10 protein-coding genes and 2 pseudogenes are annotated in these 16693 nt (G+C 49.9%); 6 read left to right on the top strand and 6 right to left on the bottom strand.

The genetic code is table 11. The annotated features are described in order from the left end of the window. Complete coding sequence (gene cydD, locus AYY17_RS09655) at window positions 1–1770, bottom strand: heme ABC transporter permease/ATP-binding protein CydD (RefSeq protein WP_067423294.1); 1770 nt, start codon at window positions 1768–1770, stop codon at window positions 1–3. A 104-nt stretch (window positions 1771–1874) separates the two neighbouring features. Then, a complete protein-coding gene (gene trxB, locus AYY17_RS09660; RefSeq protein ID WP_067423296.1) occupies window positions 1875–2834 on the bottom strand; it encodes a thioredoxin-disulfide reductase in 960 nt (319 codons plus the stop codon). A gap of 572 nt (window positions 2835–3406) precedes the next feature. Here trxB and lrp point away from each other — a divergent pair. The 6 genes and pseudogenes from lrp to serS all read left to right on the top strand — a co-directional run bounded on the left by lrp (window position 3407) and on the right by serS (window position 11167). Beyond that, window positions 3407–3901 (top strand): leucine-responsive transcriptional regulator Lrp, encoded by a 495-nt coding sequence (gene lrp, locus AYY17_RS09665; protein ID WP_004235807.1) that lies wholly within the window; start codon window positions 3407–3409, stop codon window positions 3899–3901. Window positions 3902–4084: 183 nt separating this feature from the next. Next, a pseudogene (locus tag AYY17_RS22710) lies at window positions 4085–5455 on the top strand (DNA translocase FtsK 4TM domain-containing protein); the annotation flags it as partial. A gap of 527 nt (window positions 5456–5982) precedes the next feature. Further along, window positions 5983–7628: pseudogene (locus tag AYY17_RS22715) on the top strand (DNA translocase FtsK); the annotation flags it as partial. A gap of 66 nt (window positions 7629–7694) precedes the next feature. Next, a complete protein-coding gene (gene lolA, locus AYY17_RS09675; RefSeq protein ID WP_067423298.1) occupies window positions 7695–8306 on the top strand; it encodes an outer membrane lipoprotein chaperone LolA in 612 nt (203 codons plus the stop codon). Window positions 8307–8316: 10 nt separating this feature from the next. After that, entirely contained in the window at window positions 8317–9660 is a 1344-nt protein-coding gene (locus AYY17_RS09680; protein WP_067423300.1) for a replication-associated recombination protein A, read from the top strand. Window positions 9661–9874: 214 nt separating this feature from the next. After that, window positions 9875–11167, top strand: coding sequence for a serine--tRNA ligase (serS, locus tag AYY17_RS09685; RefSeq protein ID WP_067405162.1), 1293 nt, complete (start codon window positions 9875–9877; stop codon window positions 11165–11167). Window positions 11168–11244: 77 nt separating this feature from the next. On the opposite strand, the gene AYY17_RS09690 is transcribed toward serS, so the two are convergent. The 4 genes from AYY17_RS09690 to focA form a co-directional block, all read right to left on the bottom strand. Further along, window positions 11245–12288, bottom strand: a complete 1044-nt coding sequence (locus AYY17_RS09690) for a CyaA/EF/ExoY family adenylyl cyclase toxin (protein ID WP_235845333.1) — start codon at window positions 12286–12288, stop codon at window positions 11245–11247. 257 nt (window positions 12289–12545) lie between these two features. Further along, window positions 12546–13286: a pyruvate formate lyase 1-activating protein gene (gene pflA, locus AYY17_RS09695; protein WP_067364152.1), complete on the bottom strand. Its 741-nt coding sequence runs from the start codon at window positions 13284–13286 to the stop codon at window positions 12546–12548. A 104-nt stretch (window positions 13287–13390) separates the two neighbouring features. Beyond that, complete coding sequence (pflB, locus tag AYY17_RS09700; protein WP_067423302.1) at window positions 13391–15673, bottom strand: formate C-acetyltransferase; 2283 nt, start codon at window positions 15671–15673, stop codon at window positions 13391–13393. A gap of 54 nt (window positions 15674–15727) precedes the next feature. After that, on the bottom strand, window positions 15728–16588 hold the full coding sequence (focA, locus tag AYY17_RS09705) for a formate transporter FocA (RefSeq protein ID WP_067423304.1): 861 nt from the start codon (window positions 16586–16588) through the stop codon (window positions 15728–15730). Window positions 16589–16693 lie beyond the last annotated feature (105 nt).

Below are 16693 nucleotides of genomic sequence, written 5' to 3' on the forward strand. Positions count from 1 at the left end.
TTACAGATCCCCCGTCCGGTGTGACAGCAACTGCGCAAAGGTGCCCTGTTGCTGTTGCAGGGAGGCATAGGTTCCCTGCTCAATAATCAATCCTTTTTCCATCACCCAGATCTCATCGTAATCGCGCGTTTCTTCCAGCAGGTGAGTGACCAGCAGCGTGCTCTGATGGCGGGCGGCATCATTCAGTGCGCTCATCACCCGCTCTTCACTGTGTGCATCCAGGCTGGCTGAAGGTTCATCGAGCAGCAGCAGATGGCACGGGTTCAGCAGGGCGCGGGCAACGGCAATACGCTGAGCCTGTCCCACAGACAGCCGTGCGGCGCTGTCACCGACGACGGTATCAACACCATCGGGCAGCAAATGGATAAAATCGCTGACATAGGCTTTTTCCATCACCGATTCAATTTCTGCGCGTGATGCCGACGGGCGGCTCAGGCGGATATTGTCCAGGATAGTCTGCTCCGGCAAGTGCGGATTTTGCCCGACCCAACTGAGCTGCGCGCGCCAGCTCTCCGGTAAAATATCCCGCAGTTCCTGCTGATTTATTTTTATGCTGCCGTCATAAGGCAGAAATCCCAGCAGCAGATTAAGCAGGGAGCTTTTCCCCGCGCCGCTCTGTCCGACCAGTGCGATACGCTGCCCGGCATTCAGGGTGAAATTGAGCGGACCGGCCAGTTTTACCCCTGACGGGGCATAAATGACCAGATCGGTTGCGGTAACCGCAATCTGTTCCGCGGGTGTCAGCGGGACCGCACCGGGCGCATCTTCCGGTTCATCACCGGCACTCAGCAGTGTGACCAGCGATTCGGCCGCACCGACAGCCTGCGCTTTGGCGTGATAATAGGTGCCGAGGTCACGCAGAGGCTGGAAAAATTCAGGCGCCAGAATCAGGGCGATAAACCCGGCGAACAGGGTGACCGGCAGACCGTAACTGCCGAAATTCAATTCGCCGAGGTAGGAGAAACCGAAATAAACGGCAACCACCGCAATTGAAATGGCAGCAAAAAATTCGAGAACCGCGGAGGAGAGAAATGCCATGCGCAGCACTTCCATGGTGCGCGAACGGAAATCTTCGGTTGCATTGTCAATCTGTCTGACTTCCTCGCGTCCGCGATGGAAAAAGCGGATAGTTTCCAGCCCGCGCAGGCGATCGAGAAAATCTCCGCTCAGACGGCTCAGCGCCTGAAAGTTACGGCGGTTGGCATCCGCCGCACCCAATCCGACCAGCGCCATAAAAACCGGGATCAGTGGTGCGGTGACCAGCAGGATAAGCGCCGCCACCCAGTTGATCGGGAAGAGCGTTATCAGGATAAGCAGCGGGATTGTCGCTGACAGGGTCATCTGTGGCAGGTAACGCGAATAATACTCCTGCATATCATCAATCTGCTCAAGAATGATGGTTGCCCAGCTTCCGGCAGGCTTGCCTTTCACCCGTACCGGCCCGAGCTGCTCCAGTTTATCCAGCACTGTCCGGCGGATATCGCGGCGCACCAGTTGCCCGCAGATAAACCCGACCCGTTCACGGACTGCCGCGACAATGGCGCGGACAACAAATAATGCGATCAGGATAGCAAAGGGGGTGAGCAATTGTTCACGCGGAACATGCTCCATAATGAGTGACTGAAGGAGGATCGCGAGACACCAGGCCTGAGCGATAATCAGTAAGCCGCTGAATACGCCCAGCAGCATAGAGAGGCGTAACCATTTCCGTGCAGGAGCCGCCTGTAATTTTAACCAGCGGACGAGTTCTGACTGTCTTGATTTATCCATTTTGTCTGTATGCAGGTGATAAGTAAAACAAAGGCTGAAATCAGCAGGGTAATGTCATGGTACACGAAAAGGCGCTACAGATATAGCGCCTTGAAAAAACAGGATTATTTGTCAGCGAGGCTGTCAATAAACCGCTCTGCATCCAGTGCTGCCATGCAACCGGTTCCCGCAGAGGTAATCGCCTGACGGTAGATATGATCCATCACATCACCGGCGGCAAAAATACCGGCGACAGAGGTCTGGGTTGCGTTGCCATGAGTACCGGACTGAACACGGATATAGCCGTTTTCCAGATCCAGCTGACCATCAAAAATCGCTGTGTTCGGGCTGTGACCAATCGCGATAAAGCAGCCCATCACAGTCAGATCTTCTGTCGCATTGGTTTCGGTATCACGCAGACGAACCCCGGTCACACCTGAGTTATCGCCCAGAACTTCGTCCAGGGTGCTGTCAGTGTGAAGAACGATATTGCCGTTTTTCACTTTATCCATCAGACGGTTGATCAGAATTTTCTCTGCGCGGAAGCTGTCGCGGCGGTGAATCAGGTGCACTTCGGAGGCAATATTGGAGAGATAAAGCGCTTCCTCAACAGCGGTATTTCCGCCGCCGACCACTGCAACTTTCTGATTGCGATAGAAAAAACCGTCACAGGTCGCACAGGCGGAGACGCCGCGGCCTTTAAAAGCCTCTTCGGACGGCAGACCGATATAACGGGCAGATGCGCCTGTGGCGATGATTAACGCGTCACAGGTGTAAGTTACGCTGTCGCCCCGCAGGGTAAACGGGCGCTGACTGAAATCAACAGAATTGATATAATCGTTGATAATTTCAGTTTCAAATTTTTCTGCGTGCGCCTGCATGCGTTCCATCAGACCCGGTCCGGTTAAACCTTCCGGGTCACCCGGCCAGTTTTCCACTTCAGTGGTGGTGGTCAACTGACCACCGACTTCCACACCGGTGATAAGTACCGGGTTTAAATTGGCACGCGCCGCATAAACGGCGGCGGTATAACCGGCAGGGCCGGAACCCAGAATAATTAACTTACTGTGTCTGGTCGCGCTCATGAACACCTCATTAACAGAATGGCAAAAAAGCATGCACAGGATTGTAGGAGAAACGGGAAGGTAAAAAAAGCAATAAAGAAGGAATAAAAATAACAGAGCACAAAATTGAAACTGTCCGTAAATGAGTCGCTATTTAGGGGATTGTACGCGAAAGTGATTATTCAGAAGATTCCTAAGTTGTTTGAATATCACACCAAAAGCACGCCCTGTTTGTCAGCGAAACGTTTTTCTGTAATTTTAATCGACAGGTTGTTCTGATTTTTGTTCATTTGCTTTGACAATCGGCTGCGCATTTGCGAAAACATCTATGTAAGAGATTTTTATCCGTCAGGTTAATCCATATTATTACACTGATGATGTATTTGTACTGATGACGAAGCATGATAATTTCAGCTTACGACTATAGCGATAATAATCTGAATGTCCTGGTAGCTGGCGCCAGCTGCGCATTTTTCATAATTAGATATGCAAAGACTTGGCCTGAGAGCATATTTTCCGGTTCTGATTTTGTTACGTCAGGTAAGGGAAGTGTTATGGGTGTAGGAAAATAGTAAAATAAGAGAGATAACGAGATGATTGATAACAAAAAGCGTCCGGGTAAAGATCTTGACAGAATCGACAGGAATATTCTGAACGAATTGCAGAAAGATGGCCGTATTTCTAACGTCGAACTTTCCAAGCGTGTGGGTTTATCACCAACCCCGTGCCTGGAACGTGTCCGCCGTCTGGAGCGTCAGGGATTTATCACCGGCTATACCGCGCTGCTGAATCCGCACTACTTAGATGCGTCTCTGCTGGTTTTCGTGGAAATCACCCTCAACCGTGGTGCGCCGGATGTGTTTGAACAGTTCAACACCGCCGTGCAGAAACTGGAAGAGATTCAGGAGTGCCATCTGGTATCAGGTGATTTCGATTACCTGCTCAAAACACGTGTGCCGGACATGTCCGCTTATCGTAAACTTCTGGGTGAAACGCTTCTGCGTCTGCCCGGTGTTAACGATACCCGCACCTATGTTGTGATGGAAGAGGTCAAACAAAGTAACCGTCTGGTCATTAAGACACGTTAATTTGTTTCCTGTGTCATGTGCAAAACGGGATAAAATTAGGTACACTCCTGTTTATGCATACAGTTTCAACGCTGAGCTATACTCAGCGTTGTTCCGTTTTACTGACAGGGAAACCGGACCTTGCGGGCCGGAATGGACATGAGCCAGGAATATACAGAAGACAAACACATCAAATTTAAAAAAATCAGCAGTGGCCGCTGGCTGCTGGAAGCCGTTCTGATTGTCACCGGGTTGTGCGCCGTCTTTTTGCTGGTCGCTCTCTTATCCTTCAGTCCGTCAGACCCGAGCTGGTCACAAACCACCTGGCATGAGCCGGTGCAAAACCTTGCCGGCAGTATCGGGGCATGGTTCGCTGATATTCTTTTTTCCGCCTTTGGCATTTTAGCCTACACCGTTCCCCCGCTGATGGTTCTGGGGTGCTGGTCGGCTTTTCGCAGTAACGAAAACAAAGACTACGTTGATTTCTTTTCACTCTCGATGCGTATCATCGGGGGGCTTGCGTTAATTCTCTCCTCCTGCGCCCTGGCGTCCCTGAATGTGGACGACATGAAAAACTTCGCGGCAGGCGGGGTTATCGGCAGTCTGTTCAGTACGGCACTGGTGCCGTGGTTTAATGCACTGGGCGCAACGCTTGCTCTGCTGTGTCTGTGGTCTGTCGGGCTGATGCTGCTGACCGGCTGGTCGTGGGTCACCATCGCCGAAAAGCTCGGCGCGGCGGTGCTGTCTCCCGTCACCTTTATCACCAACCGATCCCGTGAGCGCTATGAGGACGGTTATGATGAGTATGAAGATGATGATGATGCTTATGATGATGAGTATGACGACGATATTGATGACGTTGACGACAATACCGCGGATACATCCCGCCGGGAATTACCATCAGCCGGAATGCCTGCGCTGACAGCAGAGGCGGCATTTACGTCACAAAGCAATGCACAGGAACCGGTTTATTACGACAATGATATTGCAGATGAAGATGATGTTCTGTTTTCTGCGCCGACTGCCGCCGACTGGTACGTTCTGAACCGGCTGATGCACTGACAATCCCGGTACAAGCCACACCGGAACTGATGAATACCATTGCAGATACTGAAACAGAGATAGCGCCTGCAGAGCCTGAACCTGAAACACCGGTACACTATCATTTTGACGTGCCGGATGCGTACCGGACAACACTGGATCTGAATGCACCGATTTCGCTGCCGGAAATTGAACCGGAACCTGAGCCTGAACCAGTCCGTCCGTCATGGCATCAGCCGGCAGACACGTCACCTTACAGCCATTTTGCGGAAAGCGGGCGTACAGAGCCGGTCTTTACATTTGATCTTCCGGAACCGTCGGATGACGATAATCACGGGGTGTATAATGCAGCTGCAATGACTGCCGCTACTGCTGTTGCCTCTGGTTTTACCCAGGTAAAACAGGGTATCGGTCCCGAATTACCCCGCCCGAACCCGGTGCGTATTCCGACCCGCCGCGAGCTTTATGGTATCCGTATTCCGTCTCAGCGGGAGGCGGAGATGGATCGCCTGCGTCAGGAACAGGATGAATTTGCGCAGCAGCATCACGGTGAAGATGCACAGGAACAAATACAAGCGGATGAAGATAATGCGTTTACCGCACGTCTGCATGAAGAATTTATGGCTCAGCAGCGCACCCGTTATGGTGATGAAGATGACACACCTGCTGTAGCCGCAACACTTGCACATCCGTCACCGGAGAGTGCGTCCGGGGCATCTTCCGCCTTTATACCGGCTCCGTCTGCTTATCAGGCGCCGGTCAGCCACCATTCGTTTGCAGCAACCTCATCAGTGCCGGATAACCGCATATTACAGGCCCGGGAAGAGCCGGTTGAAGAAAATGAACAGGATGAGCGGGAAGCGCAGCGTCTTCAGGCTGAATTCCTGTCAATGCAGCAACAGCGCTACAGTGGTCAGGCAAATGCTATTTTATCTGATCTGGCGCAGTTGAAAGCGCTGTCTCCGGTCGATGACCTGATTGATTCAGAACCGGCAGAGCCGTTGTTTATCCCGACCCCGGTAACCGCTCCTGCCGCAGAACCGGCTCCGGTTTATCCGTCTTACAGCGCACCGCAGCCTGTTCAGCCTGCGGTTGTCAGTTCGCCGGTCACTGACTATATGCCGGACACGGTGCCGGACACGCCGCAGACACAATTACAAAAGCAGATGGAAGAGAGTCTGTTCCATCCGTTCCTGGTGCGTAATGATCAGCCGTTGCCGAAATCAACCACGCCGATGCCGTCACTGGATTTACTGGCATCTCCGCCGGATACCTTTGAACCGGTGGATGAATTTGCCATGGAGCAAACCGCCCGCCTGATTGAAGCACGGCTGAATGATTTCCGTATCAAGGCGCAGGTTGTCGGTTATGAACCGGGACCAGTTATCACCCGCTTTGAGCTGGATCTGGCGCCCGGCGTAAAAGCCTCGCGTATTTCTAACCTGTCCCGTGACCTTGCCCGTTCGTTGTCCACGGAGGCGGTGCGTGTGGTGGAGGTGATTCCGGGCAAGCCGTATGTCGGGCTTGAATTGCCGAATGAAAAGCGCGAAACCGTTTATCTGCGGGAAGTGCTGGACTGCGACGAATTCCGTGATACACCGTCGCCGCTCTCCATCGTGCTGGGCAAAGATATCTCCGGTCAGCCGGTTGTGGCTGATCTCGGTAAAATGCCGCACTTACTGGTCGCCGGTACAACAGGCTCCGGTAAATCCGTCGGCGTCAACGCCATGATCATCAGTATTTTATATAAAGCGAAACCGGAAGATGTCCGCTTTATTATGATTGACCCGAAAATGCTGGAACTCTCTGTTTATGAAGGCATTCCTCACCTGCTGACTCAGGTTGTGACAGACATGAAAGATGCTGCCAATGCCCTGAACTGGTGTGTGGCAGAGATGGAACGGCGCTATAAACTGATGTCTGCGTTAGGGGTGCGTAACCTTGCCGGTTACAACGAAAAAGTGCTCATGGCAGAATCCATGGGACGCCCGATTCCGGATCCGCACTGGAAGCCGACAGACAGCATGGAAATCACTCATCCGGTACTGAAAAAAGAGCCGTACATTGTGGTGATGGTGGATGAATTTGCTGACCTGATGATGACTGCCGGGAAAAAAGTGGAAGAACATATTGCCCGTCTGGCACAGAAAGCGCGTGCTGCGGGGATCCACCTGGTGCTGGCAACACAGCGTCCGTCTGTGGATGTCATCACAGGGCTTATCAAAGCCAATATCCCGACGCGAATTGCATTTACGGTTTCCAGTAAAATTGACTCACGTACCATTCTTGACCAGAGCGGCGCGGAATCATTACTGGGTAACGGGGACATGCTCTATCTGCCGCAGGGCGCGAACGCACCGCTGCGGGTACATGGCGCGTTTGTCCGTGACCAGGAAGTGCATGCGGTGGTTAATGACTGGAAAGCACGTGCCGCCCTGAATATATCGATAATATTACCCGCGGGGGAGATGACAGCGAGGGCGGCGGAGCAGACAGCGATGAAGAGCTGGATCCGTTGTTTGATCAGGCGGTACAATTTGTCACCGAAAAACGCCGTGTTTCTATTTCCGGCGTGCAGCGCCAGTTCCGTATCGGGTATAATCGCGCGGCACGAATTGTCGAACAGATGGAAGCGCAGTCGATTGTCAGTGAACCGGGCCATAACGGAAACCGGGAAGTTTTGGCACCACCGCCGAACAGTTTTTAATAAGCATGCCGCCGGCACAAAACCGGCGGCGGCTGATTACCCAAACGCATCATCAGGAATACACACATGAAAAAGGTGTTTATCACAACCTGCCTGCTGGCAGGATTATCAGTCAGTGCGGCGCATGCCGATACCCGCAGTGATCTTCAGACGCGTTTAGGAAAAGTGAACAGTTTCCATGCGAATTTTTCGCAGAAAGTCACTGATGCAGATGGTGCGCTTGTTCAGGAAGGCACAGGCGACCTGTGGGTAAAACGCCCGAACCTGTTTAACTGGCAGATGAGTCCGCCGGATGAGAGTGTGCTGGTTTCTGACGGCAAAACGCTGTGGTTCTATAACCCGTTTGTTGAGCAGGCGACTGCCACCCGGCTCAACGATGCCACTCAGAATACCCCGTTTATGCTGATCACCCGCAATGACCCCGCTGACTGGCAGCAATATATGGTAAGTCAGCATGGTGACAACTTTGAACTCAAGCCTAAAGTAAATAACGGCAATCTGAAAGTGTTTACTATTACGGTAACCCCGGAAGGCACCATTCAGCAGTTTGCTGCCGTTGAGCAGGATGGTCAGAAAAGTACCTATCAGCTCAAAGGTCAGCAGAGTACAGACGTGAATATGAGTAAATTCACCTTTACACTGCCGGAGGGAGTTACACTGGACGATCAGCGTCAATAATGAGGCGTCAGTGACTAATTTTTCTCTCGATTTTTCCAAAAATGACTATCAGCCTCTGGCCGCCAGAATGCGGCCGGAGACGCTGGAACAGTACATAGGGCAAACACATCTGCTGGCGGAGGGTAAACCTCTGCCGCGCGCTATCCGCGCCGGACAACTTCATTCCATGATCCTGTGGGGACCGCCCGGCACCGGCAAAACGACGCTGGCAGAGGTGATTGGTCACTATGCAGATGCCGATATTGAACGCCTGTCGGCGGTAACGTCCGGCGTGAAAGAGATCCGCGAAGCCATCGAACGTGCGCGTCAGAACCGTAATCTGGGACGGCGCACCATTTTATTTGTGGATGAGGTTCACCGCTTCAATAAAAGCCAGCAGGATGCGTTTCTGCCTCATATTGAAGACGGAACTGTTACCTTTATCGGCGCCACCACTGAAAATCCCTCATTTGAACTCAATTCTGCGCTTCTGTCCCGCGCCCGTGTTTATCTGCTGAAATCCCTGACACCGGAAGATATCGAAACTGTTCTGCTTCAGGCGCTGAATGATTCTGAGCGGGGTCTCGGCGGGCAACAGATTATTCTGCCGGATGAAACCAGGACACTGCTTGCGGAACTGGTCAGCGGGGATGCCCGCCGTTCGCTGAATGTGCTGGAAATGATGGCAGATATGGCGGAGGTCAGCGCTGATGGTAAGCGCATACTGACCACTGACTTGCTGAAAGAAGTCAGCGGTGAGCGCAGTGCGCGTTTTGATAAAAACGGCGACCGGTATTACGATCTTATCTCCGCACTGCATAAATCTGTACGCGGCTCAGCGCCGGATGCGGCCCTTTACTGGTACGCGCGGATTATTACCGCCGGTGGCGACCCGCTCTATGTGGCGCGGCGTTTGCTGGCGATTGCCTCTGAAGATGTGGGAAATGCTGATCCGCGTGCAATGCAGGTTGCGGTTTCTGCGTGGGACTGCTTTACCCGTGTCGGACCTGCTGAAGGTGAGCGGGCGATCGCACAGGCGATAGTTTATCTTGCGTGTGCACCGAAAAGTAATGCCGTTTATACCGCATTTAAAGCCGCAATGCGGGATGCAAAAGAGGGGCGCGATTATGATGTGCCTGAACATCTGCGCAATGCGCCGACAAAAATGATGAAAGAGATGGGGCTGGGCAAAGAGTACCGCTACGCCCATGATGAAACCAATGCATATGCCGCCGGAGAGGTCTATTTTCCGGCTGAAATGCGCGATACCCGCTACTATTTTCCGGCAAACCGGGGAATGGAAAGTAAAATTGGTGAGAAACTCACCTGGCTTGCTGAGCAGGATCAAAATAGCCCGATAAAACGCTACCGTTAATGCCACGGTTGCGGTAAGGTATTAATTGTCAAAATTGGTAAATGCTTTAAAACACACAATATGTTCATCCGGCATATTCAGCGGGTGGCAGAGGGTATTAAAGCATTTCATTGTCGCGTTAATAACAGCTGCACTGATGATTATTTAATTATATTTTATTAGTTGCACTTTAGTTACTAACACTCACGTTAATAACAACAAGCACAGGAATAGCATGCTCGATCCAAATTTACTGCGTAATGAGCTGAACGCGGTTGCCGAAAAGCTGGCTCGCAGGGGTTTTACCCTGGATGTGGACACGCTGCGCACTCTTGAAGAGCGCCGCAAAGTTTTACAAGTTGAGACTGAAACCTTACAGGCTGACCGTAACTCCCGATCGAAGTCCATTGGTGAGGCGAAGGCACGCGGTGAAGATATTGAGTCGCTGCGGCTGGATGTGAATCAGCTGGGGGCTAAGCTGGATGCCGCCAAATCTGAGCTTGATGAAGTGCAGGGCGCGATACGCACTATTTCCCTGAATATCCCGAATATTCCGGATGACGTCGTTCCGATGGGTAAAGATGACAGCGAAAACCTCGAAGTCAGCCGCTGGGGTGAACCTAAGCAGTATGATTTTGAAGTCCGCGATCACGTTGCCCTGGGTGAACTGACAGGCGGACTGGATTTCCCGGCTGCGGTAAAACTGACCGGCGCACGTTTTGTGGTCATGAAAGGTCAGATTGCCCGGATGCACCGTGCTATCGCTCAGTTTATGCTGGATCTGCATACTGAAGAGCACGGTTATCAGGAAATTTATGTGCCGTACCTGGTCAATCAGGACACACTGTACGGAACAGGTCAGCTGCCGAAATTTGCCGGTGACTTATTTCATACCAAACCGCTGGAAGAAGAAGCTGAAACCAGCAGTTATGCATTGATCCCGACTGCGGAAGTCCCGGTGACTAACCTGGTTCGTGATGAGATTCTGGATGAAGCAGATCTGCCGATGCGAATGACTGCTCATACTCCTTGCTTCCGCTCTGAAGCCGGTTCGTATGGTCGTGATACCCGTGGCCTTATCCGTATGCACCAGTTTGATAAAGTTGAGCTGGTTCAGATTGTCCATCCTGAAAAATCGATGGAAGCCCTGGAAGAATTAACCGGTCATGCAGAGAAAGTTCTTCAGTTACTGAACCTGCCATACCGCAAAGTACTGCTTTGCACCGGTGATATCGGTTTTGGCTCCAGTAAGACGTATGACCTGGAAGTCTGGGTGCCGGCACAGAATACATACCGCGAAATTTCTTCCTGCTCAAACTGCCGTGACTTCCAGTCACGCCGTATGCAGGCACGCTTCCGTAGTAAAGAAGATAAGAAAACACAGCTGGTTCATACCCTGAATGGTTCCGGTCTGGCAGTGGGTCGTACCCTGGTTGCTATCATGGAAAACTATCAGCAGGCTGATGGCCGTATTGAAGTTCCTGAAGCACTGCGTCCGTACATGAAAGGTCTGACTCATATCGGCTGATTGTCCGGTTACGTTGTCAGATGCATAAAAAATCCCGCCGGTGAAAACCAGCGGGATTTTTATTTATAAACAGATAATTATAATGTATTAAATAATCGCCTTGTAGCTTCAAAACTATCTCTGCGCATTGACGGAACATCATCACTCCACAGAGGGTTATGCGGCACCATAAATCCGTTACATTCCAGAGTGTGTATAATGAACCGTAACCCCTCCGTATCCTGTGCCAGCAGTATCGACGGCAGTCCGGCAACCGGTTCGGGTAAGAAGAATGTCACGGGAAAATTAGTACTCATATCAGAACCCGGATTTGTGGCATCCATGCTGTGATGCACAACTTCAGTACCTTTAGTCCGGTTCAGCGCCTCGTTAATTTTTGGTATAAGTGCAGTAATTCTCGGGGTACTGTTACCGAACCTCGGATCTTCCCGCTCAAGAAGCTCCCGGCGGATTATTTCTGCTGATGAACCCCGGCTCAGCAGATAAGGACGTTTCTTTGCAAAAGCATCGGCACTGACGTCCGGATTATGCGCAATATCCTGACCACCGAAATCTTCTGTGCGTGGTGCCACAATCATCAGGTCGTAATCGGCAGTTAAAGGCATATTAATGTCAGGGGCGCTGAGTACCATGATCGGCATTTCTTTTTTTGTACTATAAATAAGAAATTGTCCGTCAGGCTCAGGTCTTGCTGTAAACGGGTGATGATGTCCGTGGGGTGATACGGCATCCAGCATCATATTACCTTGTGCATCCGGTTGATGCCGGATAAGTAATCCGGTTACAACAAGTTCATTTATCCGGCTTTCAGAGAGCCGCAGATGCTGTGCGCCGGCATGTCCCTGTTCAATGCACTCCGCTACTTTTTTATTCATTATCTCCGTTTTATGTTTTTGTCCGCATAATTTGCTGTAAAACTGGTCAACGGGAATGAAACCCGCCATCGGTCCCCAGTTTGAACTTTTTCCTTTAATACTGAAATCTTTAGTCGGGTAACCGGCGCTGATAAGACCGGTCGCTACCTGTTCAACCGGACGAAAACTGATAACCAGTTGTTCTTTTTCGGCCAGTTTCTGTAATGGCAGCAAATGCTCTTCTGCAAGTCCTGTCAGATTTATCACCTGTGCATGTTCTGTTTCAATACCGGGTATTCCGGGACGCGGACTTTTTTTTCACTACAGTGCTATTTTTAGCCTGAGAATGAATTCTGCGGGAGGAAAGGTTTGTTCGGGGCAGTGTCTGCGGGCTGGCTATGCGCATTGTTATTATCCTTTTTTAAAGAGACTTCAGGATAAAAAAACAGCAGAAAAAAGAATCAATAAAACAACCACAAAAAAAAACAGCACACCGGAGTGTGCTGTTAAAAAAGAGTAAGAACTTAATACATTACTTTATGACCATAGCTTTCGAGAATCGATTTTACTTTTTCCATGGTCTCTTTTGATGGCGGGTTTACACCATCAAGTTTGTATTCTTCATTCATTGCTGTCCACTTATGCTTACCTAATTCGTGGTAAGGCAATAATTCGATCTTCTCAATATTTTTCATATCTTTGGTGAAATCGCCGAGAAGATGGGCAGAATGTTCATCATCAGACCAGCCCGGTACGACAACGTAGCGGATCCAGGTTTTCTGATTACGTTCAGCCAGATAACGGGCAAACTGTAATGTGCGGTGGTTGGAAACGCCGACTAAGTTCTGGTGGATGCTGTCATCGAGTTGTTTTAAATCCAGCATGACGAGATCAGTCACTTCCATTAATTCGTCGATTACAGGGTCGTAACGACGGACAAATCCGTTGGTATCCAGACAGGTGTGGATCCCTTCTTTTTTACAGGCACGGAACCAGTCACGGACAAATTCAGCCTGCAATATTGCTTCACCACCGGATGCGGTTACGCCGCCGCCGGACGCGTTCATAAAATGACGGTAAGTGGTAGCTTCTTTCATTAACTCGTCAACAGTCACTTCCTGACCACCATGCAAGTCCCAGGTATCGCGGTTATGGCAATACAGGCAGCGCATCAGACAGCCCTGAAAGAAGATGATAAAGCGGATCCCCGGACCATCAACGGTGCCGCAGGATTCGAAAGAGTGAATTCGACCAAGTACAGACATGACAGGATTACTCCAAAACTGACCAGTTATAATAAAGGCCCCGAAACAGAGGGGCCTTTTAGTTTATGTTATTTTAATAAGACAGCAAATGGTTACCGCACAAATTACATGGATTTTGTGAATGTACGGGTAATAACGTCTTTCTGCTGTTCTTTGGTCAGTGAGTTGAAACGAACTGCATAACCGGATACACGGATGGTCAGCTGAGGATATTTCTCAGGATTTTCCATGGCTTCTAACAGCATTTCACGGTTCATTACGTTCACGTTCAGGTGCTGACCACCTTCGATGCTTGATTCGTGGTGGAAATAACCATCCATCAGGCCGGCCAGGTTAGTACGACGAACATCGTCATCTTTACCTAATGCGTTTGGTACGATAGAGAAGGTATAAGAGATACCATCTTTCGCGTAAGCAAACGGCAGTTTTGCAACTGAAGTCAGAGAGGCAACGGCACCTTTCTGGTCACGACCGTGCATAGGGTTAGCACCTGGTCCGAATGGTGCGCCAGCGCGACGGCCATCAGGGGTGTTACCGGTTTTCTTACCATACACAACGTTAGATGTGATAGTCAGAATTGACTGAGTCGGAACCGCGTTACGGTACATGTGGTGTTTCTGAATTTTCTTCATGAAACGTTCAACGATGTCACATGCGATGTCATCAACGCGTGAATCATTGTTACCAAACTGCGGATATTCACCGTCAATTTTGAAGTCAACAGCCAGGCCGCTTTCGTCAATAATCGGGCTTACTTTCGCATATTTGATAGCAGACAGTGAGTCAGCTGCAACAGACAGACCTGCGATACCACATGCCATTGTACGATATACATCACGGTCATGCAGAGCCATCAGCGCTGCTTCGTAGCTGTATTTGTCGTGCATGTAGTGGATGCAGTTCAGAGCGGTGACATAGTTAGTTGCCAGCCAGTCCATGAACTCGTCCAGACGTGCCATAACAACGTCGTAATCCAGAACATCTGTATGAATTGGTTCGTGTTTAGGACCAACCTGGATTTTCAGTTTTTCGTCAACACCGCCATTTATTGCGTACAGCAGGGTTTTAGCCATGTTTGCACGGGCGCCGAAGAACTGCATTTGTTTACCAACGATCATCGGGCTTACGCAACATGCGATAGCATAGTCATCGTTGTCAAAGTCAGGACGCATCAGGTCATCGTTCTCATACTGTACAGAAGAGGTATCGATAGACACTTTCGCTGCGAAACGTTTGAAGTTCAGCGGCAGACGCTCTGACCACAGGATGGTCATGTTAGGCTCTGGTGAAGGACCCATGGTGTACAGGGTATTCAGGAAACGGAAGCTGTTTTTCGTTACCAGAGTACGGCCATCTGTGCCCATACCTGCTAATGATTCAGTTGCCCAGATTGGGTCACCTGAGAACAGTTCATCGTATTCAGGGGTACGCAGGAAGCGGACCATACGCAGTTTCATGATCAGGTGGTCAACGATTTCCTGAGCTTCAACTTCAGTGATTTTGCCTTGTTCCAGATCACGCTGAATGTAAACATCCAGGAATGTGGAAACACGACCGAAGGACATTGCAGCACCGTTCTGAGACTTAACAGCAGCCAGGTAGCCGAAGTAAGTCCACTGTGCAGCTTCCTGAGCGGTAGCAGCAGGACGGGAGATATCCAGACCGTATTTAGCAGCCATGACTTTCATCTGGCCTAATGCACGGTGCTGTTCAGCGATTTCTTCACGCAGTTGGATAGTATCACGCAGGTTTTCGCCACTTTCTAAGCGCGATTGCAGTGATGTGAACTGTGCGAATTTGTCTTTCAGCAGGAAGTCGATACCGTACAGTGCAACACGACGGTAGTCACCAATGATACGACCACGGCCGTATGCATCAGGCAGACCGGTCAGAACACCTGATTTACGGCAGCGAACGATGTCCGGAGTATAAACGTCGAACACGCCCTGGTTGTGCGTTTTACGGTAATCAGTAAAGATTGTTTCGATCTGTGGGTTCAGTTCACGGCCATAGGCGTGGCATGAACTTTCGATCATACGAATACCACCAAACGGCAGCATTGCACGTTTCAGAGGTTTCTCAGTCTGCAGACCAACAACTTTTTCTAAATCTTTGTTGATATAACCGGCATCGTGGGAAGTGATAGTAGACGGCATATCAGTATCAAAATCGACAGGAGCGTGGGTACTGTTTTCGATTTTGATGCCTTCCATAACTGAAGTCCACAGAGCAGTAGTTGCGTCTGTAGCGCCAGCTAAGAAAGACTCATCGCCTTCAAATGGGGTGTAGTTTTTCTGGATGAAGTCACGGACGTTTACTTCCTGTGACCAATCACCTGTATTAAAGCCTTGCCATGCTGAAGCGAATTTTTCATTTAATTCTGACATGATACTTTACCTTTTAACAATGGAACTTAGAAATTCAGTCGTGATAAGCAGAGACTAATGCTTTTGCTCACCGCGTAAATGAATCAGCCAATAAGTCAGACCTACTAAAATTGCACCACCAATGATGTTACCGATAGTAACCGGAATCAGATTATCAATGACAAAATCAGAGATAGTCAGTGACGGAAACTGTTCCGGTGTCGAACCAACCATAGACCAGAATTCAGAAGGTGCAAAATTTTTGATGACAATCCCTAAAGGGATCATAAACATATTGGCGATACTATGCTCAAACCCGCTGGCAACAAACATACCGATAGGGAACAGAAGTACCAAAATTTTATCGGTCAGACTACGGCCTGCGTAGCTCATCCATACCGCCAGACAAACCATTAAGTTTGCCAGAATCCCGAGACAGACAGCTTCAATAAATGTGTGGTGAAGCTTGTGATCTGCTGTTTGCAGGATATTTAATCCCCACAGCCCGTTAGCTGCCATATGCTGCCCGGCAAACCAGATGAGCGCGACGAAAAAGAGGGCACCAGCCAGGTTGCCGAAATAAACACGGGTCCAGTTAGCAAACATCTGACCCCAGGTTATGCGGCCGGTTGCTTTTGCGACGATGGTCAGTACGGTTGAGGTAAATAAATCAGCTCCACAAACGACTACCAGCATCAGACCAAGTGCGAAACAAATACCACCAAGAAATTTTGCGACACCGAAGGGGATAACACCCGCTGTTCCGGTCGTGGCAGTAATATAAAAGACGAAACCAACTGAGATGAAAATGCCTGCCATAAATGCAGATAAATAAGTGATGGACGGTGCTTTGGTTGCTTTATAGACACCGACGTCGTCTGCAACATGTGCCATTTCGGCAGGGGATAATAAATTAAAAAGGGTATCAGTTTTCATTATGCTAACTGTCTCTTTGATTCCAATAATTATAGCACGCAATGATAGTAACAAAGGGGTAAATATTAAAACTTGATGTGGATCATAAAGGCATTCAAGAGAATC

Source organism: Morganella psychrotolerans, assembly GCF_001676055.1.
Classification (GTDB): Bacteria; Pseudomonadota; Gammaproteobacteria; order Enterobacterales; family Enterobacteriaceae; genus Morganella; species Morganella psychrotolerans_B.